The organism is Kitasatospora sp. CB02891, assembly GCF_002803145.1.
Lineage (GTDB): Bacteria > Actinomycetota > Actinomycetes > Streptomycetales > Streptomycetaceae > Kitasatospora > Kitasatospora griseola.
Map to the genome: position 1 here is coordinate 56,902 of NZ_NNBO01000004.1, position 24,148 is coordinate 81,049.

21 protein-coding genes, 1 tRNA gene and 2 pseudogenes are annotated in these 24,148 nt (G+C 70.3%); 12 read left to right on the top strand and 12 right to left on the bottom strand.

The annotated features are described in order from the left end of the window. Positions 1–3: 3 nt before the first annotated feature. The 3 genes from CG736_RS11385 to CG736_RS11395 all read right to left on the bottom strand — a co-directional run bounded on the left by CG736_RS11385 (position 4) and on the right by CG736_RS11395 (position 7,225). Positions 4–1,926, bottom strand: a complete 1,923-nt coding sequence (locus tag CG736_RS11385; protein WP_198520449.1) for a UvrD-helicase domain-containing protein — start codon at positions 1,924–1,926, stop codon at positions 4–6. After that, positions 1,923–6,707, bottom strand: a complete 4,785-nt coding sequence (locus CG736_RS11390) for a DEAD/DEAH box helicase (protein WP_100586069.1) — start codon at positions 6,705–6,707, stop codon at positions 1,923–1,925. Before CG736_RS11390 ends, CG736_RS11385 begins: the two co-directional genes overlap by 4 nt. A gap of 110 nt (positions 6,708–6,817) precedes the next feature. Further along, positions 6,818–7,225 (bottom strand): hypothetical protein, encoded by a 408-nt coding sequence (locus CG736_RS11395; RefSeq protein ID WP_100586070.1) that lies wholly within the window; start codon positions 7,223–7,225, stop codon positions 6,818–6,820. A gap of 337 nt (positions 7,226–7,562) precedes the next feature. On the opposite strand from CG736_RS11395, the gene CG736_RS11400 reads away from it, so the two are divergent. The 3 genes from CG736_RS11400 to CG736_RS11410 all read left to right on the top strand — a co-directional run bounded on the left by CG736_RS11400 (position 7,563) and on the right by CG736_RS11410 (position 11,526). Beyond that, on the top strand, positions 7,563–9,647 hold the full coding sequence (locus tag CG736_RS11400) for a helix-turn-helix transcriptional regulator (protein ID WP_100586071.1): 2,085 nt from the start codon (positions 7,563–7,565) through the stop codon (positions 9,645–9,647). After that, entirely contained in the window at positions 9,644–10,621 is a 978-nt protein-coding gene (locus CG736_RS11405) for a hypothetical protein (protein ID WP_100586072.1), read from the top strand. The genes CG736_RS11400 and CG736_RS11405 overlap by 4 nt, the downstream gene beginning before the upstream one ends. Before the next feature lie 194 nt (positions 10,622–10,815). Next, positions 10,816–11,526, top strand: a complete 711-nt coding sequence (locus CG736_RS11410; protein WP_232733931.1) for a DUF6339 family protein — start codon at positions 10,816–10,818, stop codon at positions 11,524–11,526. Between the two features lie 38 nt (positions 11,527–11,564). Here CG736_RS11410 and CG736_RS11415 read toward each other — a convergent pair whose 3' ends face one another. The 4 genes from CG736_RS11415 to CG736_RS11430 form a co-directional block, all read right to left on the bottom strand. Then, complete coding sequence (locus CG736_RS11415) at positions 11,565–12,734, bottom strand: DNA cytosine methyltransferase (protein WP_232733932.1); 1,170 nt, start codon at positions 12,732–12,734, stop codon at positions 11,565–11,567. Between the two features lie 10 nt (positions 12,735–12,744). Beyond that, positions 12,745–13,704 carry a DNA cytosine methyltransferase gene (locus tag CG736_RS11420; protein WP_100586074.1) on the bottom strand — a complete coding sequence of 320 codons (960 nt, stop codon included), beginning with the start codon at positions 13,702–13,704 and terminating at the stop codon, positions 12,745–12,747. 93 nt (positions 13,705–13,797) lie between these two features. Continuing rightward, a complete protein-coding gene (locus tag CG736_RS11425; protein ID WP_232733933.1) occupies positions 13,798–14,241 on the bottom strand; it encodes a very short patch repair endonuclease in 444 nt (147 codons plus the stop codon). A gap of 45 nt (positions 14,242–14,286) precedes the next feature. Continuing rightward, complete coding sequence (locus CG736_RS11430) at positions 14,287–15,177, bottom strand: helix-turn-helix domain-containing protein (RefSeq protein ID WP_100586075.1); 891 nt, start codon at positions 15,175–15,177, stop codon at positions 14,287–14,289. 140 nt (positions 15,178–15,317) lie between these two features. Between CG736_RS11430 and CG736_RS11435 the strand changes: the two genes are divergently transcribed. Next, positions 15,318–15,932, top strand: coding sequence for a YbhB/YbcL family Raf kinase inhibitor-like protein (locus tag CG736_RS11435; RefSeq protein ID WP_232733934.1), 615 nt, complete (start codon positions 15,318–15,320; stop codon positions 15,930–15,932). Between the two features lie 82 nt (positions 15,933–16,014). Here the strand turns inward: CG736_RS11435 and CG736_RS11440 are convergent, their stop codons facing one another. Then, entirely contained in the window at positions 16,015–16,734 is a 720-nt protein-coding gene (locus tag CG736_RS11440) for an SDR family oxidoreductase (RefSeq protein WP_100586076.1), read from the bottom strand. Positions 16,735–16,862: 128 nt separating this feature from the next. Between CG736_RS11440 and CG736_RS11445 the strand changes: the two genes are divergently transcribed. The 3 genes from CG736_RS11445 to CG736_RS11455 all read left to right on the top strand — a co-directional run bounded on the left by CG736_RS11445 (position 16,863) and on the right by CG736_RS11455 (position 19,098). Then, positions 16,863–17,492 (top strand): TetR/AcrR family transcriptional regulator, encoded by a 630-nt coding sequence (locus CG736_RS11445; RefSeq protein ID WP_232733935.1) that lies wholly within the window; start codon positions 16,863–16,865, stop codon positions 17,490–17,492. A gap of 99 nt (positions 17,493–17,591) precedes the next feature. Further along, a complete protein-coding gene (locus CG736_RS11450) occupies positions 17,592–18,887 on the top strand; it encodes an MFS transporter (protein WP_100586078.1) in 1,296 nt (431 codons plus the stop codon). 137 nt (positions 18,888–19,024) lie between these two features. After that, a tRNA-Pro gene (locus CG736_RS11455) sits at positions 19,025–19,098 on the top strand. Positions 19,099–19,391: 293 nt separating this feature from the next. On the opposite strand, the gene CG736_RS38555 is transcribed toward CG736_RS11455, so the two are convergent. Next, a complete protein-coding gene (locus CG736_RS38555; protein ID WP_304528208.1) occupies positions 19,392–19,679 on the bottom strand; it encodes a hypothetical protein in 288 nt (95 codons plus the stop codon). 41 nt (positions 19,680–19,720) lie between these two features. On the opposite strand from CG736_RS38555, the gene CG736_RS38560 reads away from it, so the two are divergent. Next, positions 19,721–20,416 (top strand): hypothetical protein, encoded by a 696-nt coding sequence (locus CG736_RS38560; protein WP_304528209.1) that lies wholly within the window; start codon positions 19,721–19,723, stop codon positions 20,414–20,416. Here the strand turns inward: CG736_RS38560 and CG736_RS37590 are convergent. Further along, complete coding sequence (locus CG736_RS37590; RefSeq protein WP_232733936.1) at positions 20,362–20,895, bottom strand: alpha/beta hydrolase; 534 nt, start codon at positions 20,893–20,895, stop codon at positions 20,362–20,364. The two genes, CG736_RS38560 and CG736_RS37590, sit on opposite strands and share 55 nt — an antisense overlap. A gap of 202 nt (positions 20,896–21,097) precedes the next feature. Further along, positions 21,098–21,445 (bottom strand): annotated as a pseudogene (locus tag CG736_RS38565) (5-methyltetrahydropteroyltriglutamate--homocysteine methyltransferase); the annotation flags it as partial. Here CG736_RS38565 and CG736_RS37595 point away from each other — a divergent pair. The 4 genes and pseudogenes from CG736_RS37595 to CG736_RS11480 all read left to right on the top strand — a co-directional run bounded on the left by CG736_RS37595 (position 21,405) and on the right by CG736_RS11480 (position 23,259). Then, positions 21,405–21,611: a hypothetical protein gene (locus CG736_RS37595; protein WP_232733937.1), complete on the top strand. Its 207-nt coding sequence runs from the start codon at positions 21,405–21,407 to the stop codon at positions 21,609–21,611. The pseudogene CG736_RS38565 and the gene CG736_RS37595 sit on opposite strands and share 41 nt — an antisense overlap. Positions 21,612–21,622: 11 nt before the next feature. Further along, positions 21,623–21,778 (top strand): annotated as a pseudogene (locus CG736_RS38880) (IS5/IS1182 family transposase); the annotation flags it as partial. 147 nt (positions 21,779–21,925) lie between these two features. Continuing rightward, positions 21,926–22,357 (top strand): hypothetical protein, encoded by a 432-nt coding sequence (locus CG736_RS11475; RefSeq protein WP_100586081.1) that lies wholly within the window; start codon positions 21,926–21,928, stop codon positions 22,355–22,357. Beyond that, the gene (locus tag CG736_RS11480) at positions 22,357–23,259 is read left to right on the top strand and encodes a hypothetical protein (protein ID WP_100586082.1); all 903 of its coding nucleotides are present in this window, start codon (positions 22,357–22,359) and stop codon (positions 23,257–23,259) included. The genes CG736_RS11475 and CG736_RS11480 overlap by 1 nt, the downstream gene beginning before the upstream one ends. Positions 23,260–23,657: 398 nt before the next feature. Here the strand turns inward: CG736_RS11480 and CG736_RS11490 are convergent, their stop codons facing one another. After that, the gene (locus CG736_RS11490; RefSeq protein ID WP_157815522.1) at positions 23,658–24,110 is read right to left on the bottom strand and encodes a Clp protease N-terminal domain-containing protein; all 453 of its coding nucleotides are present in this window, start codon (positions 24,108–24,110) and stop codon (positions 23,658–23,660) included. Between the last annotated feature and the right edge of the window lie 38 nt (positions 24,111–24,148).

Genomic DNA, 24,148 nt, shown 5'->3' on the forward strand with positions numbered 1-24,148 from the left:
CGCTCACGCAGTGTCCCCTTCAGTGCCGATCGTCTGTTCGTTGTCCCACCGGAAACGCCCGAGTCCGCACAACCTGGGCGCCAGCCACACTCCTTGTGGACCCAGCCCTTCCCGGTCCGTCACCGTGGCGCTGCCACCGACGCTCTCCACACAGTCGACCCGCAGCCCGGTGATCGCCTGCGGCCATCTGTCCACCGGACTGTGCGCGGTGCGCTGCAGCATCCGGTACAGGTCGGTACGGAAGCGCTCGGAGACCACTGCCGTCGGCCGGCCCTCGACGACCACGGCGTACGGCGGTGACTGGTCGGCGGCCACCGGGATGCCGTGCAGCAGGACCAACTCGGCGGGATCCCCGGGAGAGACGACGGTGCGAAGATGCTCCATCGAGGCCCGGGGTTCGACCCGGAGGTCCTCGGCACCGGGCGGCAGAGCCTGCGACACGTCACCGCCGAGCAGTTCGATGCCATTGCGTGCCCAGGCGCTCCGACCACCGAGGTACCACCGGTCCAGCCGCCGGTCCTTGCGGACCAGCCAGGAACTGGGAGCGTCCAGGATGTACATGTCGTCGCGGGCCCTGGTCATCGCCACGTACAGCAGTCGGGCCTCCGCCGCCGGGTCGTAGTCACGCTTCTTCTTCTCGACCCGCCGGGGCTCCCTCAGAACCCGCGGCTCGACCACGAGGACCCGGTCGAACTGCAGGCCCTTGGCACGGTGCACCGTGGAGACGACCAGGGAGGCCGAACGGACACTGGTGAGTTCGTCGGGAAGCCGTCGTTCGGCCAGCGCCAGGTGCAGCGCGGGGACATCGATGGTGCCCCGGGCTCCTCGGGCGACCTTGCGGACAGACCGCCACAGCGTCCCGGGTGAGCTGTCGATGGGCAGTTCGATGTCGGCGAGCAACTCACGGAAACGTTCCTCGCCGAGTGTGGAGGCGGCAGTGGCACCCAGGAGTTCGGCGAGCCACGGCGGAGCCGAACGCTCCCGCGCCGAACGCTGAAGGGTGTGCGGGACGCCTGCGTCGGCGAGCAGACCGGAGACGGTCAGGGCCTGACCGTTGTCCCGGCACAGCACCGCGGTGGTGCCCGGGTAGTGGCGCAACGCGTCCTGCACGTACTCCAGATCGAGGCCGCCGAAGTTCGGAGTCGTCAGAAGCAACGACCGCAGGTCTCCGTGGATCCGTTCCGCCTCATCGGCGACCCGAGCCGGATCGCGGGGAAGGCGCTGCAGTTGGGCTCCGTACGGCAGGGCGAGCCGCGCGACGTCGGTGCGGGCCCGGAAATTGTCACCCAGGTGCAGTTCGACCAGATCCTCGCCGAAGCTGGCACGCACCCAGTCCAGGAACCGGTCGGTCTCCTCGGCCCGCTGGTCCGGGTCGGAGACCTGGAACCCGTACACGGCCTGCGCCGAGTCGCCGACCACCGTGAAGCCGGTGTTCTCCTGGAACCGGTCGAGCAACGCCTCGACCATTTCCCGACGGACGCCGACCAGATCCTGCACCTCGTCGATCACGACATGGGCGGGCACCCCCTGCTCCCCGACCTCGACCGCGCCGTGGTCGATCGCCTCGGTGGCCGCCTCGATCCGGCCGTCGAAACCGACCGTCGACCAGTCGGTGTCCGGATAGGCACGGATCAGCAGAGCGGTGGCCCAGGCGTCGAAGGTCTGCGCCCGGACCCGCTGCGCGCTGCCGGCGCGCCGTTCGATCCGCTCGGTCAGCTCGCGTACCGCGGCCCGGGAGAAGGTGAGCACCAGGATCTCCCCGGCCTCCAGCTCCTCCCGTTCCACGAGCGCGTCGAGCCGCCGCACCAGCGTGTAGGTCTTGCCGGCGCCTGCGCCGGCGGTGACCAGCACCCGGGCGTCCCACGGCTGGTCCACCACGGCCTGTTGCTCCGCGGTCAGCGGGTGATCGTCGACGATGGCGCTCACTTCGCCTCGCTCCACAGGTACTCGAAGTCGGTGAAGGCGAGCTTCTCGCCGTAGTTGGTCACGTTGTCCCGCACGTTGAGGATGAGACAGGTCTCCTTGCCTCCGTTACGGGGGCCGCGCAGGCCGCGACCGATCATCTGCTGGTAGATGTGCGCGCTGTAGGTCGGCCGGGCCACCACCACCGCCCGGGTCGCCGGGGCGTCGAAGCCCTGGGTGAGCACACCGTAGTTGGTGATCACCTGGATCTTCCCCTTGCGGAAGGCGTCGATCCGCTGCCGGCGCTCCACGGTCGGGGTGTTCGCGTCGATCGCGGCAGCGGTGACGCCGCGGTCGCCGAGCTTGGCGGCAAGGAACTTGGCGTGCGCCACCGAGGTCGCGAAGACCAGCACCGGCCAGTCCGAGGGCAGGGCGACAATCTCGTCCACGATCCGCTGGTTGCGTTCGTGGTCGTCGGCGAGCCGTTGCTCGGCGCCCTTGGGCAGGGTGGCGAACTTCTCTGACTGCTTGAGCTCGTCGGCGTTCAGAGAGATTCGACCGCCCGCCAGCTCCCGGTGCCTGACCTGGGCCAGTACCCCGAGCCCCTGCAGCTGCTTGATGGCGTGCTCCAGGTCACCCTGGAACACCTCCGTGTCGAGCCGCTCGCCGAAGCGCTGCACCAGCAGCCTGGTCAGTTCCTCGTTGTTGCGGTACGGCGTCGCGGTGAGCCCGATCAGGTGCCTGCCGGTCCGATGGTGCGTCAGGTCCAGCTGGGCGAACAGCTCGGTGAAACGCGGGGACATCGCGGTGTGGGCCTCGTCGACCACGACCAGCGAGGTGCTCTCCCGCAGCCACGCGTAGTCGCCGGTGTCCAGACAACGGGACAGCTTCGCGTCGGTGGCGACCACCAGGTGTGGGCGGCCGTCGACCGGAGTCGCCTCGTTGCTCGACCACAGCCGGCTTATCACCAGCGGCATCTCCGGGCCGACCTTCGACCAGACGAACTGCCAGCTCTGCACGGCCTGTTCGCACAGCTCCTCGGTCTGCGCGATCCACAGCACCGGGCCCGGAAGTTCCTGTCGTTCACGGATCCACCGGATCACGCCCTCGGCGGTGACCCGGGTCTTGCCGCCACCGGTCGGCATGCCGAGCATGCCGCGCCGCGGCACCGGGCTCTCCAGCAGTCCGAGCAGAGCCTTGGCGAGCTGCTCCTGGTACGGGTGCAGGGCAGGGAACTCGCTCGGCCCGTCCACCTCGAACCTGGCCTCCAGGGAGGGCACCCGGGCACCCGCGAAGGAATCCGGGAAGTTCAGGTCCGCGACGAACCTGCGGGCCTTCTCACTGCCGTTGAACGAGCTCGGCGCACGGGTCGGGAACTCCAGCGACAGGTCCCGCTCGTGCATCCGGAGGATCGACTCGCCGTGCGAGTTGAACGCCATCTCGGCAATCCGTCGCGCGCTAGGCTCCTCCCCGCCGTTCTCCTCCAACTCGCTGTCCAACAGCCCCGGCGGCAGCCCACGCTGCAGCGCCTCACGTCCGATCAGCAGCGCGATCTTGTCGATGACGCTCTCGCTCGCGCGGACCGCACGCAGCCGCTCCTGCAACTGCTGGTTCTGCTCCTGACGGTCCTGCAGCTCCAACGCCTGCTTGCAGCCGGCCGCGCCGAAACCCCACTTGAACTCCTCGTCGGCCGCGCGCAGTACCTGCAGCCGGTCGAGCGAGTCGAGTACGTACAGGGTGTTGCCCTTCTTGGCGAACCTGATCGGGGTGGGCGTGCTGGCCGTGGCGGTGCGGATGATCCGGTCCAGAGTCGAGCAGCGCTGGATCTTCAGGTTGCTCCCGATGTTGCCCAACCGGGCCCGGACCGTGGTGTACACGTCGAACAGCGGAACCGGCGCCCCGACCTTGACCGGAGCGAGCTCCTTGGTGATGACGTCGGAGACCTTCGACATCCCCCATTCCTCGATCATGGCCTTGGCCGTCGCGGCGTCGGAACGGTCGGCGACCAGCAACGCCGGCAACTGCTCGCGCACCAGCTCGTCGTACTCGGCCTGGTTGGTGGCCACCGCGATCTCGCCGTCCAGCCGCTCCTCCCAGCCGGCACCCACTCGACACCGCGTCAGTACACCGTCGGGGAACTCGAAGGCGACCCGGAACAGTTGCGCGTAGGCCCGACCGACGAAGGCGTCGTCCTCGCTCTTCAGCACCCGGTCCAGCAACTTGCTCCAACGGTCCGCCGGCACCTCGTCGGCGGTGACGGGCATGCCGAGCCGCCGGGCGAGGTCCGGGCCGATCGAGGCCACCGCGAGCACCGTGGCGTAGTCCTTCAGCTGCGGGCCGACCGCCTCAGACATCCTGGTGAGGCCGAGCGAGGTGTTCACCAGGCCGTACTTGTTGATCATCCAGCGGAACGGGGAGACGACGGGCTTGCGGGTGGCGGTCTGTGCGCCGTACTGCCCGGTCCACTGCTGGACCACACCCAGTTCGGGGAGCGCGGCGACGAAACCCGCCCGGCCCTCCTCGGACAGCTCACGCAGCAGGTGCAGCGGGCCCGCGGTGGCAGCGCCCTCGACGGTCAGACGGCTCAGACTGGGCCGGGGCGCGTTGGCCGGCAGCGTACGCAGATAGCCGTTGTGCACCAGTTCCCGGTACTCCTCGAACCACGGCTCCAGCTCGGGGCGGTGATTGGGGGTCGGCCGGTCGGACAGACCGAGCTCGCGGAACACTGCCCGGTCACCGTCGTGGAACGCCATGTCGACGGCGATCGAGCGGTCCCTGCTGCCGTCGCCGGGTACCACCGGGCCGGGCAGGAGGCAGTCGCGCATGCGTCGGAACCGGCCGTCCACGGTGCGCACGTGCAGGGTTTCCAGCGGCTTCGGCACCTTGGCCCGGATCCGCTCCACCTGCGCGTTGCCGCCGGCGCTGCGCAGCAGTACCCAGAAGTTCGTCCAGGCCTGGCTGTCGTACTGGCCGAAGCCCTGGTCGAGCACACCCTCGAAACGTCCCTGGGCGTCCGCCACCCGGATGCCGATGGCGTGCAGATGCCGGGCCATCTCCGGTTGTTCGGAGATCCGCGGGTCGACGTAGACCATGTCGTCGCGCAGCGAGTCGTCCGAGGTCCGGTGGAAGATCTCACCGGCGACCGGCGCGACCATGCCGTGCTCCTCGGTCAGCACGATCCTCGCCTGGCGGATGTCCGGGGTGAACACGAAGTCGCGCGGCAGTTGGCGGGCCTGTTCCTGCGTCACCATCGCCGAGAGGATCTTGATGGCGTGGCAGGACGCTTCGGGGGTGCCGTCCGCGACCAGCGCCTCCAGCCAGCTCCGGACACTCTCCGGCTTGCCGTCGGTGGGCTCCAGAATGTGGTTCATCTTGCCGCGCCGAGTCTTGCTGTCGGCGAAGTCGACCGACGGGTGCACCCAGTCGACGGGGCGCCCGGGGTACTCGGACCAGATCTGCAGCCATTCCTTGGCCAGGTTGGCCGGGGTGATGAACAGGTCCCGGGGGATCTGGAGCACGCCGTTCTGGTCGGGCAGGGACGGGCGCTGCGCGGCCATCGACCAGACCTGTCGGAGGAAGTACTCGTCCGCCCAGTTCACCTTCTCCTTGGCGCGACCGGGCAGCAGCGGGAGGTACGCGGCGGGGTCCTCGGCGGGCACCAGTGCCGGCAGGCTGTCGACCACCAACCGGGCTGCCACCTGGAGCAGTTCGAGGTTGAACGGGCTGCCGTCCAGAAGATGCTGCCGGTCCTCGTTCGTCTTCCACGGCGCGTTGAGGATGCCGGTCAGCGACACCTCGTACTTGGTGGGGAAGAACGCCCAGAACTCGCCCTTGCCGACGGGAACGGTGTACAGCCCGTTGCGGACGTCGTACTCGGGAACGGCCCAGGAGACGTCGATCATCGGGCGGTCGTGCAGTTCGCCGGCAGTGTCGCGGACCTCGGCGGTGGGGGAGTGGGCGACGGAGAAGACCTTCCAGGACTCCGTCGTCGACTTCGCGCCGCGGGTGATCTCCTTGAGCGTCCGGCCGATGCCCTTGTTCTCGACGGTGATGTCCCTCCGGACCGGCGGCATCTTGCGCTGGTCGAGCAGGAGCACCTCCCCGACGTGCGAGGAGAACAACTGGAAGTGGAACGGGAACGGCTTGATCTCCCGGCCGTCGCGGAACTTGTGACCGGTGATGTCGTACCCGAGCCGATCGGCGGCACCCGGCAACAGCGGCAGCCGGACCACGGTGGTGGCCCACTGCAGCAGCTTCTCCAACTCCGAGTCGTCGGCGCACTCCTGCTGCCGGTCCAGCGGACGGGCCATCCGCAGCACCGGGGTGTCCATGTCCAACTCACCGCTCACACCGAGCGCCTGGGCGATCTCCGCCGCCGACCAGTCACGGTCGAAGCCGAAGTCGCCGCTCGCGCTGAAGAACTGCGGGCTGTCGCTGACCGACAGCACCGACTTGACGCCGACGCCGAACCGTCCGATCTGTCCTCCGCGCTTGCGGGACACGCTCATCCGCAGGATCGTCTCGGCGCCCTGCGGCGTGACCGGGTTGCCCTCGTTGGCGCAGTACAGATACTTGTCCGTCAGGACGACGTGCAGCTTCCCGCCGGGTGCGGCGGCGATCTCGTCCGCCGCGTTCTGCACCAGCTCGAACAACTGCCGCTCGCCGTAACCGCCTTGGGTGATTCGGCGCTCGCCGTTCGCATGTTCCTGCACCAGCCCCGGGTCGACCCGGTAGGTCTCCAGGACGACGGCGGACTGGCGGAGCACGGTGGCGATGACGGGGAGTGCGGACTGCGGGTCGGTCATGGAGCACCTGTCTCGGGAGGGAGTCCCGGCCCTGGGAGGGGGCGAGGGGATGAGGAAGGGCCGGGTGCCGGCGCACGTGGGCCGGCACCCGGGCAGGGTGAACTCCGCGGTCAGCCTTCGACCGTGATGGTGATCGTCATGACGAACCGGCGCGGCGGGTCGGCGGGCGTCGGGACCGCCGACCCGCTCCGGTCCCGGCGGCCGGGACCTCCAGAGGGCACCGGCGTCTCGGGGCGCCGCTTGCCCCGGGCAGTGCCGGAAGTGCCGCGCCTCTGCGGGTACGGCTGCACGACGCGCCCGTGATCAGGAGACTGCGCGGGCTCCTCCTCGGCATGTGCGAGCTGCGCGGCCACCGTCGCCCGGGCATGCCGCTGGGCCGCGACCTCGGAGCGCCAGTGCTCCACCTCGTACTCCTCGACCCCCCACACCCTCGTTCGGTAGTCCTCCCTGCCCGCGGCGTCCGACAGGGCGTCGTAGCGCGCAAGACGGCGCGCCATCTCCGTCAAGAACGAATCCATGGTTCCCCTCCCAATGAAATACCGGATAACGATCTGAATTTGGACAGGGCTCCGCCCCGAATGGTCTGCGAGCCGTATCCGCACGGGAGTTGGGCTGGTCGACGATCCGACCCTATCGGCTCCCAGGGGGTCTGTCACCCCCTGGGAGCGGTGTTGGGAGAGGCGGGGAGGCGGCGAAAATCCGACATTGAGGATAATTGCTGTGAATTGAGATTTCTGTCATTCCATTGCTGGCGCACTTCGGATCACTTGCCGTCAAAGGCGGTTTGACACTCTCAATGCTGTCAACTTCCACTGCTACTCTGGTCCGGCACGACAGCGGAACGGAAGAGGAGCGATGGAGGACAGCGAACACTTCGGCGTCTGGCTTGGGCGTCAGCTCCGGCGGGTGGGTATGACACAGGCTCAGTTCGCCGAAGAACTGGACCTGACGCGGGCGGCGGTGTCGGCATGGGTGACCGGTAGGGCGCAGCCGAAGCCCACACTCATGCCGAGGATTGCCCAGCTCCTCGGCACGGACCTGGCCACCGTGGTCACCAGGGACACCGACGCGGGGTCGGCCCGCCCGGTCACCTGGCACCACCGGCTCGCGCACGCGGATGGTGGGCGCGAGTACGGCAACGCGGCGGCCTTCGCCTTCGACGCGAACCTGGCGGTGCTGGCGCGTGAGGCGACCCAGAACAGTATGGACGAACGGTACGACATCGCCCGGCCGGTGCGAGTGCGTTTCACCCTGCACGAGTTGACGGGGGAACACCTCAACAGGTTCCTCACCGCGTTGAAGTGGAACGAACTCGAACCTCACTACGACGTGGCGGCCCGGTCCCGTCAGAAGGTCGGCCGGGTGCTCGCCGAGGGCCTGCGGTTGCTGAGGGAGGAGTCCTCGCTGCTGCTGCTGCGCGTCGACGACTACAACGCGTCCGGCCTCACCGGACCCGAGTACGGTGACGGGCGGTTCGCCGCCGTGGTTCGCCGGCAGCTCGACAGTCATAAGCGCGACGACCGGGCGGGTGGATCGTACGGCCTGGGCAAGGCCACCTTGTGGGCGGCCAGCCGGCTCGGCCTGGTGCTGATCAACAGCACCCTTTCGGAGAGTCACGAAGGGCGTACGGCCCGCCGGGTGGTGGGCCGTCTCGACCTGCCATGGCGGACGGTCGACGGGGTGGCGTACGCCGGCCCGGCGTGGCTGGGCGAACCGGACACGGAGAAGGAGCACGAGGGCGTTTCGCGCTCCTGGTGGGCCGACGAACGGACGACCGCCGATCTGTGGCTGGAGCGCGACAGCGACGACCCGGGTACCTCGTTCCTGATCGTCGGCGCGCACGACGCCGCCGGGCACAGCAGCACGTTGAAGGAGACGTACGACGCGCTCGTCGAGGCGCTCGCCGACAACTTCTGGGCGGCCATGACGGCCGGCCGTTCCACTCCCGCGGTGCTGGAGGCATCGGTACGGGCGATGAAGGACGGGGTCACGGTCGTCGAGGAGCGTCGGGTCGACCCGACGGAACGCCACCCTGCGCTCACCCGTGCCCTGCGGTCCCACCTGGACGGCGAGACCGTTGCCGAACTCACCGCCGCGGACCAGGTGGTGGCGGCCGATGTGGTGCTCGACGTTCCCGCGCTGCGGGCGGCCGGGCGCGGGAGCGGGGTGCGCGAGCACCGGGCGGTGCTGCTGGTGACGCCTGCGGACGACGCGGACACCGAGCACAGCCGCATCGTGTGCATGCGCGGTACCCGCATGACGGTGACGACCAGGCGCCCGCGCAACCTCGGCCTCGGCGTCGATCCGTTCCAGGCGGTGCTGCTCGCCGGGTTCGCGACCGGGAACGACGACGAGTCGGTCCGGGCGGCCGAGGCGTTCCTGCGCGCCGCCGAGCCACCGGAGCACGACCGGTGGGGCACCACCGACGAGCTCACGGCGACGTACCTCAACGCACCGCGCCGGCTCACCGAGTTCAACGCGGCCGTCGACGCGGCCCTGCGCGCGGTGGTCGGGCGCCGCTCGACCCGGCCGACCGGTGACGGACCCGAGATTCTGCGGGGCCTGCTGCGGCTGGACCTTCCGTCCGCCGGCGGTCGACGGGTCGAGGGCTACCCGGTGGTGGACCGGGTGAGCGGCAGGGTCGATGCCTCCGGATCGTGGACCCTCGACGTGACGCTGAAGGTCCCGCAGCGGGACGATTCCTGGCAGCTCGTGCCCGTCGCCAAGTTCGACGTCCGCTCCGGGAGCAGGCCCGCTCTCAGATGGGCCGAACTCACCGCGAACGAGAACTGTCGGGTGCTCGACGGCAGGATCGTCGTGGACCCCGAGGTGCGGTCCGCAAGGTTCTCCGGGACCACCGCCGTCGACAGCCATCCCGTCCCGGCCTCGTTGGCGGGCGTGGTTGTGGACATCCGTCAGGCCCAGGAGGTTCCGGCATGAGCACCGTGTACCCGTACCCGACTCTCGCCGGACGTGTCGACATCACCGTGCGTCAGGCCGGCATCGACGGGAAGGCCCTGCCGTTCTCGCTGATCTCCCCACGTGAACAGGTTGTCGCGTTGCACCTGGCCGGACGCGACGACTGGGAGGAGGCCACCCTCGAACTCGAGGTCGGGCTGCCCAACGACGAACTGGCCGACGGCCCCTGGGCCTCGGTCGTTTGCGTGGCCGTTCTGACGGAGGGCGCCACCAACTCCCGCACGGTCGCACGACTGGAACGTCGCCGCGACGACACTCGGTGGCGAGGCGAGGTACGTCTTCGCCGCTCCATGTATGTCGCCCGTGCTGTCCTTCAGGTCAGCGTGGTCGGCTCGTACGACGGCATCGACGGGCGGGTCATCGGAACCGGTGACGTGCCGTGGGTGGTCGACCTTCTCGCGAGGACTGCGGTTCGGCAGCGCGACATCGAGATCGTGGAGGAGGACTTCCGGGACGGGCCGCAGGAATGGCTGAGGCCGTTCAAGGAAGCCCCCTGGCTGGTCGAGACCTCCGGTGAACTGCCCACCGTGCTCCTCAACACCTCGTTCGAAGGGCTGGGGACGCTGCTCAACGGAGCTCGCGGACCGTTGGAGAAAGCGGCTGCCGGACTCGTTGCCACCCAGATCGCCGGCGATGCCTGGACAGCGATGTTCCATTCTGCCGTCGGTGACCTGGAGGTCGACGACGACGGCGCCCCGCAGGTGCCGGACGGCTGGAAGGAACCCGTCCTGCGCGCCATGCTTCCGGACGTCTTCCCCGGGCTTCCCCTCGCGGACGCCCTTGCGGAGATCCACAGCCGGCGAACCGAGGGGCACGGTTGGGCCGAACTGCAGTCCAGGATCCAGTTCGCGGCTTCTCGTCGGGCCCAGGCCCCGAAGAACCTGACCACCGCTCTCCGCGCGGTGTCCCGACCCCAGGAAGGTGCAGCCCGTTGAACCGGTCCAGTGCCGATGTTCCCGATCGGCTCGCACTGCTCCCCTCGGCAGTGGCGTCCAAGTATCTGACCAACGCCGTGCGTTCGGGACACGAGCGACTTCCGCAGGTGGCGATCCTGCGGGCTGCCGGCCCGATCGAGGACGGATCGGCCAGGTGGAACACCGGGCCGCTGAAGGAGATCCTCGACGAGGCGATGTCCCGGTTCGCCGACGCCCGGACCGAAGCCGACGCCTGGTTGGCGCCGCGTCTGCACGCGACCCTCCGGATGACCCGGGCCGAGGCCGCCAGACCGGAACTGTGGAACTTCCTCGCGCTCGCGGTCGCCCCGGACTACGTCCTGTGGCGTCACCTCGCCACAGGGGAGGCCAAGGACGGTACGGCGAAGAAGGTCAACACACCGCGCTTCGCGGGTCCGCAGGACAGCCAGGCCTTCGCCCGGCTCTGGTGGGCCGCCGAGATGTTCCGGGACGGGCCCGACTACCGGCCTGTCGAGGTGGCATGCGGAAACCAGGACATGCTCAACACTGTGCTGCGTCTCGACACGATCGACCACAAGCCGACCGCCCTGGCCATGGTGAGGGTCCTGGAAGGCATGGTCAGGTCCGGCGCGACCCGGCTGGGCGACCGGGTCAATGCCCTGTGCACGGCGGTGAACTCCGCCGGCAGCACGTTGCTGTACGACGTCCTCGCCCCGGACGAGCTGCCGGACCAGGAAGCGCTGTTCGCGTGGATCGACGACGCGGAAGGCGCGCCTCCGGTGCCCTGGGACCGGTTGCCGGACGGGCCGGAGGACGGCACCGCACGGCGTGCCTCGGTGGATCGGCTCACCCTGATGTTCCAGGAGCTCGCCGACGGCGCACCGCTGCGCGATCGCAGCCGCAAGCACGCGGCGGATTCCGCCTGACCTCGCCGCGGAGACCCGATCGGTCGGGTCTCCGCGGCTCAGCTTTCGGCGTCCTCGGTCCTGGCCGGCTCGGAAGGCTGCCAGTTCTCCAGCCACTTCAGGGCCGCTGCGACATCTTCGGTCCCGAGCTCCAACGCCGCCGCGAGCACGTGCACCCCGAGCCGGGGCGGGATCGCATTGCCGATCTGCTGTGCCACCGCTCGGCCGGACCACCGATAGGCGGCGGGAAAGGTCTGCAGCCGGCCGGCTTCCTCCTCGCCGATCCGTGCGTCGGTCTTCGGGTCCGGTTCCTGGCCGGCAGGCACCACGCGATTGCGCGAGACCTTGCCGGTGACGGTGAACGCGGGTTCGTCCGAGGTGCGTTGGCCGCGGGCCTTGGGATCGCCGCCCGTGCCGTAGTTGGAGACGACCCTGAACTTGTCCTTCCGGCCGAGCGCCTCGCCCATCGTCACCCAGGGAAGAAGCTTGCCGTTCGCAACCGGCCGCTCACCCTTGTGGAAACGCTGGTGGGTCGGGACGGGCATCTCGACCTGTGGATGCAGGGCGGTGTTCGCTGTCGTGAGCCGGGCGATGAGGATGGCGCGACGGCGGGTCTGCGGCACACCGAACTCCTCGGTGTGCAGTACCTCGCACTCCGCCGAGTAGCCACGCTCCCCGAGGATGCGCCGGTACTCCTGCCACACCGGCAGGACCGCCGGGACCTGCTCCAGCACGATCACCTCGTACGGCCGGCCGGCCTTCAGGGCCTCCAGGATCCAGCGCAGCGGTTCGAGCACCAGGCCGGTGCGCGGATCCTTGTGGGAGTCGAGCTCCGCCCGGACGTTCTCGCCGCGGGCCATCCGGCGCGCGTAGGCGATCACCTGGTCCAGAGCTCGGCGCCCGGCACCGCTGCCCGCAACGGTGAAGGTCTGGCATGGCGGGCCGCCGGCCAGGATCCTGGCGTTCGGGAAGTTGCCGGGGCCGAACTTCCGGACGTCGCCCTTCCTGGTCTCCAGACCATTGGCCACCCGGGTAAGGCACGCATCCTCGTCCCACTCGACGCCGGTCACCGTGAGGCCAAGTGCCTGCGCGGCCATGTCGAGCCCGCCCGGTCCTGCGAACAGGTCGACAATCTCGGAGCGGTCCTGGTCCGGTTCCATCTCGGCCACCGGGTCGTCGGCTGCCCCGGGAGCGAGAGTGTCGAGGGGGGCTTCGGCGACGGAGTGCATGAGGGAGATCCTAACCGCCCAGCGAAGTCGCGATGGCGCGGCCCACGGCCGTGGCCAGCGGAGGCGGCATCGCGTGCCCGACCTGTCGATAGGCGGCTGTCTTCCGACCGTGGATGACCCAGTCCTCGGGGATTCCTTGAATCGTCGCCGCCTGGCGAACGTTGAGTCTGGGGACCCCGTCGAGTGGGAAGTCGGCGGCAGGATAGTCGTCGGCGATGCCCCTGCCGTCGATCCCGAGGGCAGCCCAGGCGCGCTTGCTGCCCGTCGGGCCGAGGTCCGGCCCACCGTGGCGGTCGGATCCGCCGACCAGCGCGGGCGCCGGGCGGTCGGCCTGTTCGGCCCACCGCCGCGCACCGGGCCATCCGTGGGTCGCCATCGAATCGCCGAGGGCCTCGCCGACGGTGACGGCGGACCCGGTTCCCGGCTCGGGCCAGACGAAGTCGCCGCGACAGCTGTCGGCCAGGGCGACCAGGAAGCCGCTCCGACGGTTCTGCGGAACGCCGTGGTCCGCCGCGTTCAGGACCTGCCAGTGGGGTCGGTAGCCGGCGTGTGCCAACTCGTCCTCGATCCACGACCGGTCGTCGGCGAACTCGTCCTTTTCGACCAGGTCGGGAAGGTTCTCCAGCAGCAGTGCCTGTGGCCGGACGGCAGTCAGCAGCAGGACGGCGGCCTTCAGCAACCTGCGCTCGCTCTCGTCCTCGGTCCGGCGGACCGCTGCCATCGACTTGATCCGAGGCAGGCCGCCGGTGAGCAGGTCCACGTCGTAGACCATTGGATGATCGACCGGATCGAAATCGATCACATTCTCGCAGCGCACCTGCCAGTCCGGCCGATTACGGCGGATCGTCTCGCACGCATGCGCCTTGTTGTCGATCAACATCACCGGGTCGAAGCCGGCGCGTTCCAGCCCGAGGGCCTGTGCGCCCGCGCCGGAACAGATCTCCAGGGATGTGAAGCGCCGGGGACTCAAATTTCCACCTCCGTGGCCTGGCTCGGACACCGTTGCCTCGTGCGCGTTCGCAACCGTTCGCCGCCAGACTAGATCGCTCCGGTGGAGAAGGGGTCACGTTTGCGGCGGGGACCGATGCCGAAGACTCCGGCGGGCGACGACCAGGTCGTGGACGGTGCGAGCCACCTCTTCGGGGGATTCGTGCTCCCAGAAGCGGAGGACGGTCCAGCCCTCGGCGGTGAGGTGGGCGGTGGTTTCGTGGTCGCGGGAGATGTTGCGGTCGAGCTTGGTGCGCCACCACTCGGCGTTGGCCTTGGGGCTGGTGGCGTGATCGGGGCAGCCGTGCCAGAAGCAGCCGTCCAGGAAGACCGCGACGCGTGGGCCGAGGAAGAGGATGTCCACGGTGCGGCGCGGCAGGCCGGGGACCTTGGCGTTGACCCGGTAGCGCAGGCCCGAGGCGTACAGCAGGCGCCGGACCGCGAGCTCCTGGGCGGTGTCCCGGGAGGACTGGCGGCTCATCCGGGCGGCGACGGACGGCGAGGACGCGGTGGGCGGCATGTCGCCAGTATCCGCCGGCCTGCCGACAGGCCGGGGGTGGACGGGTCAGGCGGCGTTGATCGGGTGGACGGTGGTGCCTGCGGTTCTGGTGGTGTGGGCGGTGACCAGGCGGCGGAGGGCGCGGTCGGTGGTGGCGTCGGCCGGGGTGACGGTGAAGAGCAGGTGGTCGGTGGTGGGGCCGGTGGAGAGGATGTCGTAGTGCAGTCGGAGCTCGCCGGCCTCGGGGTGGTGGACGCGTTTGCTGCCGGTGGAGCGTTCGAGGACGGTGTGGTCGGTCCACCAGGTGTCGAACTCGCTGCTGTGGGAGCGCAGTTCGGCGACCAGTGCGGCCATTCGGGGGTCGCCCGGGTGGCGGGCGTGGCCGGCCCGGAGGTGGCCGACGGTCTCCCGGGCGATCCGCTGCCAGTCGAGCTGGCCGGCGCGTGCGGCCGGGTCGAGGAAGAGCGTCCGCGCGGTGTTGTCGGCCCGGCCGGTGCCGAATCCGGCCCCGAACAGGGCGCGGGCCGCCGCATTGTGGGCCAGCACGTCGAGCCGGTGATCGGTGAGGTAGGCGGGGAACAGCGGTATGCCGTCCAGGAGTTGGCGGAGCGAGGCGCGGACCTGCCGGTCCGGTCCGGCGGCGGGCGCCGCGCGGCGGCTCTCGCTGCGGGCGAGCAGGCGCAGGTGCCGGGCCTCGTCCGGCGTCAGGCGCAGGGCGTCGGCGAGTGCGTCCAGGACAGCCGCACCCGGGGTGCCGACCCGCCCCTGTTCCAGTCGGACGTACCACTCGACGCTGACGGCGGCCAGCTGGGCGACTTCCTGGCGGCGCAGCCCCGGGGTGCGACGGCGCGGCCCACGCGGCAGGCCGACGTCCTCGGGCTGCAGGCGGGCGCGCTTGGCCCGCAGGAAGGCGGCCAGTTCGGCCCGCTGGGGTGCGGGCCGGGGCGTGGTGGTCATGGTGTCGATGATGCGTACGGGCGGCCCGGGGCGTCCAGCGCCGATCCTGGTACGCCGGATGCCACCATGCGGCGTGGCTCCCCAAGTGTCGGGACACGGACGAGGGTTGGAGCACCGAAACCGACCTGAGGAGATGCCTCGTGCCACGCCTGTCCCGCGCCACTGCTCTGCTGCTGAGCTCCGCCGCCGCCCTGACGCTGCTCGGAGCCGCCGGTTCGAGTGCCCAAGTCCGCGAGGAATTCCGGGACTTCGGCCGGGTCTCGGTGCGCTCGGGGATTCCCGTCGACGCTGCGCGGTTCACCGTCACCAGCCCCGACCTGGTGAACGGCTCGTTCCCACAAGCCAATTGGGCGAACTCGTTCGGCTGTGACGGCGGCAACCGCCCGCTGCGCCTGGCGTGGCACGGTGCACCCGCCGGCACGCGCAGTTTCGCCGTCACCATGTTCGACCAGGACGCTCCGACCGGTTCCGGCTTCTGGCACTGGCTGAGCTGGGACCTGCCCGCCACCGCGACCGCGCTGGGCGACGCCCTGCCGCCCGGTGCGGTGTCCGGAACCGAAGACGCCGGTCTGCCGGGCTACTTGGGCCCCTGCCCGCCGGTCGGCGACCGCCCGCACCGCTACCGGATCACGGTCTACGCGCTGGACACGCCCAGCCTGGCGTTGCCGGCCGCGACGCCGCCGACCGTCGTCGCGTTCACCCTGGGCGGGCACGTGCTGGCGTACGGGCAGACCACGGGAGTGGCTGCGCGATAGTCGCCGCGTACAAGGGGCCCGGCCCGCAGGCGAGTTGTCTGTCTGTAGGCTGGGCTCCGAGTGAACTTGCGTCAGGCGAAGGTCAGTTCATCGAGACCAGGTGCAGCCCGCCGTCCGACTCCAGGACGGTGCCGGTGAGGTTGCGGTTGGTCGCGGCCAGGGCGACCGTCTCCGCGACGTCGTCCGCGTCGGCGACCCGGCGGACCGGCAACTGGGCTGCCGCGTGGGCGAAGTAGGCCTCCCGGGCCTCCTGTGGCATGCCGTTCCACCAGGGGGTGGCGACCAGGCCGGGGGAGACCGCATTGACCCGGCGCGGGGCGAGCTCGACCGCGAGCGGCCGGATCATCGACTCCAACGCCCCGTTCACCGCTGCCAGTCCGGCGGTGCCCGGCAGGGCCGTCCGGGCCGAGATCGCGGTGACCAGGGTGATCGACCCGTCCTCGGTCAGATGCGGCAGCGCGGCCTGGACGGTCGTCAACTGCCCCCAGAACTTGGCCTCGAACGCGCTGCGCAGCGCGGCCAGGTCCAACTCCGCGAACGGACCCGCCCCCTCGGCGCCGCTGAGGGCGACCACCAGCCAGTCCAACGACCCGACGGTGCGCAGGACTTCGGCGATCTGCTCGCGGTCGCCGCCGTCCGCCCGGTGCCCGACCAGCTCCGGGTCGCTGACCGCGAGCGCCTCCAGGCGCTCCTTGCTGCGGCCCACCACGTGCACCGTCGCGCCCTGCGCGTGCAGCCGGCGCGCGGTGGCCAGCCCGATGCCCGAGGTGCCGCCGACCACCAGTGCAGTGCGCTCACTCATCCGTGCCATCTCCCCTGTACCGATCGACGGGAGCGGGCCGAGCCCGGCCGCTCCTGGCGAGCCGCCGGTCGCCGGTCCGCTAATTCGAACCGTGACGTCTCGTCTCGAATTACGGTAGCGTGCTGCCCGTGATCGAGCAAGCGAAATCCGCCCCCGGCGGGGCGACTGATGATTCGTCAACTTCCGTGTCGGGCAGCGGCGTACGGCCCGGCCGTCGTCGCAGTGAGGAGAGCCGGCAGGCCATCCTGGGCGCCGCGTTCGACCTGCTCGGCGAGGTCGGCTACGCCCGCCTCACCGTCGAGGGCATCGCCGCCCGCGCCGGAACCGGCAAGCAGACCGTCTACCGCTGGTGGCCCGGCAAGGCGGACGTCCTGCTCGAAGCCGTCACCGCGTACGCCCGCGAGCGCATCCCGCTGCCCGAGACCGCCGACCGCGCCGCCGACCTGCGCGCCTTCCTCGCCGCCACGTTCGCCGCCGCCACCCCGCGCACCACCGACGCGCTGCGGGCGCTGATGGCCGAGGCGCAGATCGACCCCGCCTTCGGCGAGCGCTTCCGCGAAACCCTGCTGCACCCGCGCCGCGAGGCCCTCGGCGCCGTCGTGGACCGCGCCCGCGAGGCCGGCCTGCTCGCCTCCCACCTCACCACCGACACCGCCGTCGACCTCGCCTTCGGCGCCCTCTGGTACCGCCTGCTCGCCACCGGCCGGCCCCTGGACGACGAACTCGTCGAACTCCTGACCCGGACGCTGCTGCGCTGACCAGGGCGGGTGTCGGTGCGGTCCTGCGGTCCTGCGGTCCGGGTGGCTCCGGGCGACCCCGGGCGCAGGGCCGTCGGACTGCTGGCCGAGCATGGCGGGGTGCCCACCGACTCGCCCTCCCGCCCGCCGATACCCGCCGCCACGCCCGCATCCCGGCTGCGCCGCCTCACCCGCGGCGCGTTCGCCGACCTGACGCCGCTGCGCCACAGCCCCGACTACCGCCGCCTGTGGTTCGGGCAGTCGGTCTCCGCCATCGGCCAGCAGATGACCGCCGTCGCCGTCTCCGTCCAGGTCTACGACCTCACCCACTCCACCTTCGCCACCGGCCTGGTCGGACTCTGCTCGCTGCTCCCGCTGATCGCCTTCGGCATGTACGGCGGCGCCATCGCCGACCGGGTCGACCGCCGCCGCCTCGGCCTGATCGGCTCCGGCGGACTCGCCGTCGTCTCCGCGCTGCTCGCCGTCCAGGCCCTGCTCCACCTCGGCGCCGTCGCCCTGCTCTACGCGGCCGTCGCCCTCCAGGCCGGCTTCTTCGCGGTCAGCTCGCCCGCCCGGTCCTCGATGATCCCGCGACTCGTCCCGCGCGAGCAGCTGACCGCCGCCAATGCCCTCAACACCATCGGCATGAACCTCGGCCAGACCGTCGGCCCCATGCTCGGCGGCGTCGCCATCGCCGCGTACGGGGCCCAGGCCGCGTACCTGGTCGACACCGTCGCCTTCACCGCCACCCTCTACGCGATGTGGCGGCTGCCCGCGATGCGACCGCAGACCGCGAACGGCAAACGCGCCACCGTCCTCGACGGCCTGCGCTTCCTGCGCGACCAACCCAACCTGCGGACCTCCTTCCTCGCCGACCTCGCCGCGATGATCTTCGGCCTCCCGCGCGCCCTCTTCCCCGCCATCGCCGTCGCCTTCTACGGCGGCGGACCCGGCACCGTCGGCCTGCTGGTCGCCGCCCCCGCCGTCGGCGCCCTGGCCGGCGGGCTCTTCTCCGGCTGGATCGGCCGCATCCACCGCCACGGCGTCGCCGTCCTCGCTTCCGTCGCCGCATGGGGCCTGGCCATCGCCGCGTTCGGACTCGTCCGCAACCTGCCGCTCGGCCTGCTGCTGCTCGCCGCGGCCGGCTGTGCCGACACCGTCTCGATGATCTTCCGCAACACGATGATGCAGGTCGCGGCACCCGACGACATGCGCGGCCGCCTCCAAGGCATCTTCATCGTCGTGGTGGCCGGCGGCCCCCGCCTCGGCGACTTCGAATCCGGCACCGTCGCCACCCTCACCACCCCCACCCTCTCCATCCTCACCGGCGGCCTCGCCTGCATCGCCGCCGTCCTCCTCCTCGCCGCCCGCCGCCCCGCCTTCCTCCGCTACGACGCCCGCCACCCCACCCCCTGACCCACGCCCCGCCGCACCCCCGATACCTGGCAGCGAGCACCCCCCGACGTGCTGTATTGTTTTCCACGTCGCCGGGGAACGCCGGAGACAAGGTCAGAAAGCCAAGCGGCCCGCAAGGGCAACTCGGCAGTCGACCACGGGACGTGGCGCAGCTTGGTAGCGCACTTGACTGGGGGTCAAGGGGTCGCAGGTTCAAATCCTGTCGTCCCGACTGTGAAGTCGGTTGTGGGAGCCGGTACTTGGGAAACCGAGTGCCGGCTCTTTCTGTTGTGGTGTCAGCTGGTGGTCGCATGGTGGTCGCCCGGCCACATCGGCCGGGACGTGGCCGACTCCGCTGTTCGTGTCCGCTGGTGTGCGGGCAGTTGCCGGTGCGGGCGCGGGTTCTGGTGCCAGGGGCGGCGGCCGCGGCAGGCGGCGCGGCCGAGGGTGGCGCGGTCGGCGTTGTCGAAGATCCAGGCGACGGCGTCGACGGCCGCGCGCGCGGCGCGAAACGTCAGGTCGGTGTTAGATGTTCGCGCTGGTGGACAGGGTGCGGTGGCGCAGGGTCTTGGAGACGACGGGCATGGGGACGCCGGCCGCCATGGCGAAGCCGGCCATGAGGTGGCGCAGGTCGTGGAGGGCGATGTGGGGGACGCCGACTTTGTCGCAGAGCAGGTGGAAGTGGTCGAGGACGCCCTTCGGGTGGAGCGGGCGGCTGTGGCGGTGGAAGACGTAGCCGGTGGTGTGCCGAAGGCGCGGGTGTCGGCGCGTTCGTCCAGGGCTGAGGCGGTGCGGTCGGAGGGGGCGACCCACATCCTGCTGCCCTTGGTCTTCGGGGGTTTGGTGAGGACGAGTTGGTTGTCGTCGACGGCGGAGAGCGTCGCGCGGACGAAGAAGACGCGTTCGGGCAGGTGGACGTCGTCCCAATGAAGGGCGAGTGCCTCGCCCTTGCGGATGCCGGAGCCGATCATGAGTTCGGCGAGGTCGGCGTAGAGCGGGTCCGTGACGTGGGTGAAGCGCAGGAAGCGGGCGGTCTGCTCCTCCGTCCGCAGATGCCGTGGGGCGGAGGCGGGGCGGGGCAGGATCGGTGGCTTGGCGGGTTGTTGGGCCAGGCGGCCGTCGGTGGCGGCGCTGCCGAGGGCACTGGAGAGGGCGGCCATGATCCGGTGGACGGTCACCTTGCCGCGGCCTTGTCGCGGCTGTTCGACGACGAAGGCCCGAAGGCGCTGGCGGGTGAGGTCGAGGGCGGGGATGAGGTCCTGTTCGACGTAGGTGCGGTAGCGGGCCATGGTCGTGGGTTTGAGGTGGAGCTCCCGCTCGGCGAGCCAGTCCCTCAGGTACTCGGCGGTGCGGTGCCCGGGGTCGGTGATGACGCGCAGGGCCAGGCCCCCGTCGAAGCACCGCAGTGCGATGCGGGCGTCGAGTTCGTCGGGGAAGCCGGCGCGGCGGATGGTGCGGTGGCCGACGGGCCGGCTCCACGACTCGTCCCGGTCGGCTACTGGCGGGTGCAGACCGGGTCGGTGCGGGACAGTCGTCCGTGGGCCAGGTAGGCGTTGACCGTGTCGTCCACGCACGCGTTGCCGTAGGTGCCGTACAGCCTGTGCCGGTCGGCGCCGCGCAGGGTCAGCAGCGGGGAGGAGGGCAGCGACCGGTGCAGGGCGGCGCCGCCGCGGTGGGGGGTGCGCGGGTCGCCGGTGGCGGAGAGGATCAGCACCTGGGCGTCGCGGCGCACCTCGACGACCTCCTCGCGGGTGCTCGCGTACGGCAGCCAGGCACCGGCCGTCGTACGGCACCCGGCGGCGAGGCCCCGGTGGAGGGCGACCTGGCGTTCGAAGGAGGCGCGGCCGTTCCCTGCGGAGAACAGGCCGCCGACGGGCCGGCCGCAGTCGAGGGGAGTGCTGCGGCCGGCGAAGCGCTGGTCCAGCCCGACGATGTCGAAGCGCCCGGCGGTCTCCTTGAGCGCGGCGTGCACCCGGGGCGGGGCGCCGAGCGCCGGGGCGCCGGGGCCGCCGTCGTTGAGCAGCAGCACCCCGATGCGGTGACCGGTGTCGGTGGCCGCGATCCGGGAGAGCGCCGGCGTGACGGTCCGGCCCCCGGGGGTCGCCGTAGTCCAGCGGCACCGTGACCTCCGCGCACCGCGCGCCGGCCTCGTCGAGTACGGCGCCGTCGTGGTCGTCCGGGCACAGGACGCAGCTGTGCCAGTCGAGGCGCTGTCGGTAGTAGCTAGCGGCGAGTTGCTGTGCTGCCAGTTCGGTGCCGTGGATGCGGGCGCGGATCTTGGCGAGGGCGCTTTCGTGCGAGGTGGACCGGTCGTCCGCGTCCGGGGCGAAGCCGGTGTCGTCGCAGGTGCCCAGCTGGTCGACGGGGATGAAGCGGGCCGCGCGCAGGACGCGGTCGCGGACCTGTTCGGCGGTCTCCACCTGCGGGTCGTTCGGGTCGGTGACACCGACGAACACGCGGATGCCGGGCCGCAGTTGGCCCGCGATGAGCTGCAGCACCCGCTTGGGGTCGGACTCACTGGCGAGTTGCAGGTAGAAGTTGCCGACGGTCAGCCGGAACAGTCGCGGCAGCAGATCCGCCACCCTCGTCCTGATCCGCGACCTCGACCGCCCTTTCGGCGGCATCATCGACGTCAAACCGGACGCCATCGCCGAGCTCGAGCGCCAGGCCCACCGCGACTTCCTCACCGACGTTCCCAACGGCCAACTCCCGTGCGACGAAAAGGGAAACCGCACCACCGCCTGATCCCCCGGCCCAAGGACCGGAACACCGTCGAGCGCCTGATCAACAAGCTGAAGGCCCGGCGAGGCATCGCCGCCCGCTACGACAAGAACCCCGCGAGCTACCTCCCCGGCCTCCACCTTCGCGGCGCAATGATCTGGATCAAAGACCTCACCAGAGCTGTCACTTGATCACGACCGAATACGCCCCTAGTCCTACGCGCCTACACCCTTTGCAACTTGGCCTGTCCGAGTCCTCGCCGATCTGACTATGCATTACCTTGTGTGCTCTGGTGGGCTGTTGCGCCTGCGTGGCGTCAATCGAGGGGGAGATTGCGGATGTTGGCGGAAGCCTTGATGGAACTGGCGGCGATGGGCGGAACCGCGATCGTCGGTGCTGCCGCCACGGACATGTGGCAGGGCACCAAGGGCGCGGTCGTCCGGATCCTCGGGCGTGGTGACGACCGGGTTGAGCAGCGTACGTCGGTGCAGCTCGAACGTATCCCGCTTGAACTCGAGCAAGCCTCCGGGCCCCAGCAGGACCGCGTCCGAACGGCGCTCCAGAACCGGTGGACGGAGAAGCTGGCCGAGCTCCTGGAGGACAACCCGGAGCTGGAGGGTGAACTCCGGTCGCTGGTCGAAGCTGTTCGCGCCGGAATTCCGGCCACACAGCAGACCTTCGTCCAGAACAACAACGCCACTGGCGGGGGCGTGCAGAACATCACCCAGACCGGTGACATCGTGGTCGGCGGCAATCCCCGGAACCAGTGATGAACGCCGACGATCCGCGGGCCGCCCAGTCGAACAACGCCACTGGCGGGGGCGTGCAGATCATCACCCAGGCCGGCGACATCGTGATGGAGTCGCGCGAGGAGTCGAGACCCCGAGCGAAGCACAGCCGGTTCATCGGATTCGGACTTGCTGCGGTCCTGGTCGTCGCAGCGGTGGCCGGGTGGATCGCCGCCGAGCGCGACCAAGACGCGCAGATGGCTGACATGGTGCGGGAAGGGCTGGCGCTGATGCCCAATCTCGAAGCCGCCAAGGTGTCGGCCTACATTGCCGGAGGCAGCTCGGGCGAGGTGCTCGATGGTGATTCTCCCCCGGAGAAGGTCACTGACGTGCGTAGCCCGCATGTCGATCTGAAGTTGGGCAACGTTGTCCACGGTGCCTCTCTCATCACCAAGGCCAGCATCACCTTCACCCGGTTTCAGAGCCTCGAACCGTGCAGTGCGGAAGGCGGTCGGCGCGTCTTCACCGCGGACTACCAGTTCGCCGTCCCGGACGGCCAATTGGAGGTGCCGCTGGCGAGGCCGTTCACCCTGTCGAAGGAGTTCACCCACGAGGTGGTCGCCGACAAGTACGATCGCTTCGAGCTCACTGTGGGATCGAGAAGCCGTCCCGAGGGTGCCGCGCCCTGGGTTGCGGTCATGGAGGTAGTCCTCGAACACGACGGCGGGAAGCAGTTGAAGATCGGGCCGATCGCCGTCGTCGACACTGGCAGCATCTCGACCTTCCACCCGGACGGCGATCAGTGGGTGTTCCCCGCCAGCCCTGCCCCTGGATGTATCGAGAAGAACCTCGAACTTGTCTCGGATGTTCTGCGGATCCCGAATCTCGTGGTCTCGAAGGAACTTTCCAGCCTGAACCGCACGCTTCAACAGTTCAGGAAGTGACGCCCCGGGCCTGCGGGGTGTCACCGGGGGGTGGGCGGGGCGAGGCTCGGAGGCATGTCGATCATCGTGCTGGTCGAGCGGGACACAGACCGTGAGACAGGCCCGAGCGGCGTCGAACCGGCGGTCGTGGCGGTGCACGCCTCGGGGTCCGGCCCGGACGTGCCGCTGGATCCGCTCACGGTGACGCTGTGCGGCCTCCACGCCGTGAAGATGGAACACCTCGAGTACCAGCGCACCCGCCCGGGACGGCGGTGGTACCCGCCCGAGTTCGCCGCCGTGCGCTGTTCGGAGTGTGAGCGGGTGCTGCGCGCCAGGCGCGAGACGGAGCCACTGCGTTCAGCGGCGTGCGGGGTGTCTGGGCCGGACCGGCGTGAATGGCAGGGCCGGCAACAGGTGTGTCAGGTGTCCTGGCAGGGGCAGCGTGCGATGTTGTCTGGCGTGGTGCTGAGGGTGCGGAGTCTGTAGAGGACGGTTCCGGCGAGGCAGCGGCTGTTCGTGAGGGCGACCAGCAGAGCTGCGGGGTTGATGGCGAACCCTGTCTCGGAGGTTTGAATGACCTGGTCGATCACTAGCGAGGCGTTGAGGGTGATCGGGGGGAGTCCATCCGGGGTCGGGAATCTCCACGGCTTGCCGTCCGTCGTGCCGGCATCCCAGGCTTCCTCGATCGCGTTGCGCACCTGTTCTGCGGTGACACCCTGCGCGGCCAGTTCTGCGGCGACCTGGTCGTCGGAGGCGTCAAGGATGGCGAGCGGCAGGTGCCCGGTGTCGACCTGCGTCTGTCTCTGCTCCCAAGCGTCCTTCTGGGCAGGGTTGATGACGGCCCGTCGGGCCGAAGAGCGGTTCGCCGGCATGGCAGCAGGCTCGCCGGGGACAGCGGCAGATGGGGGGC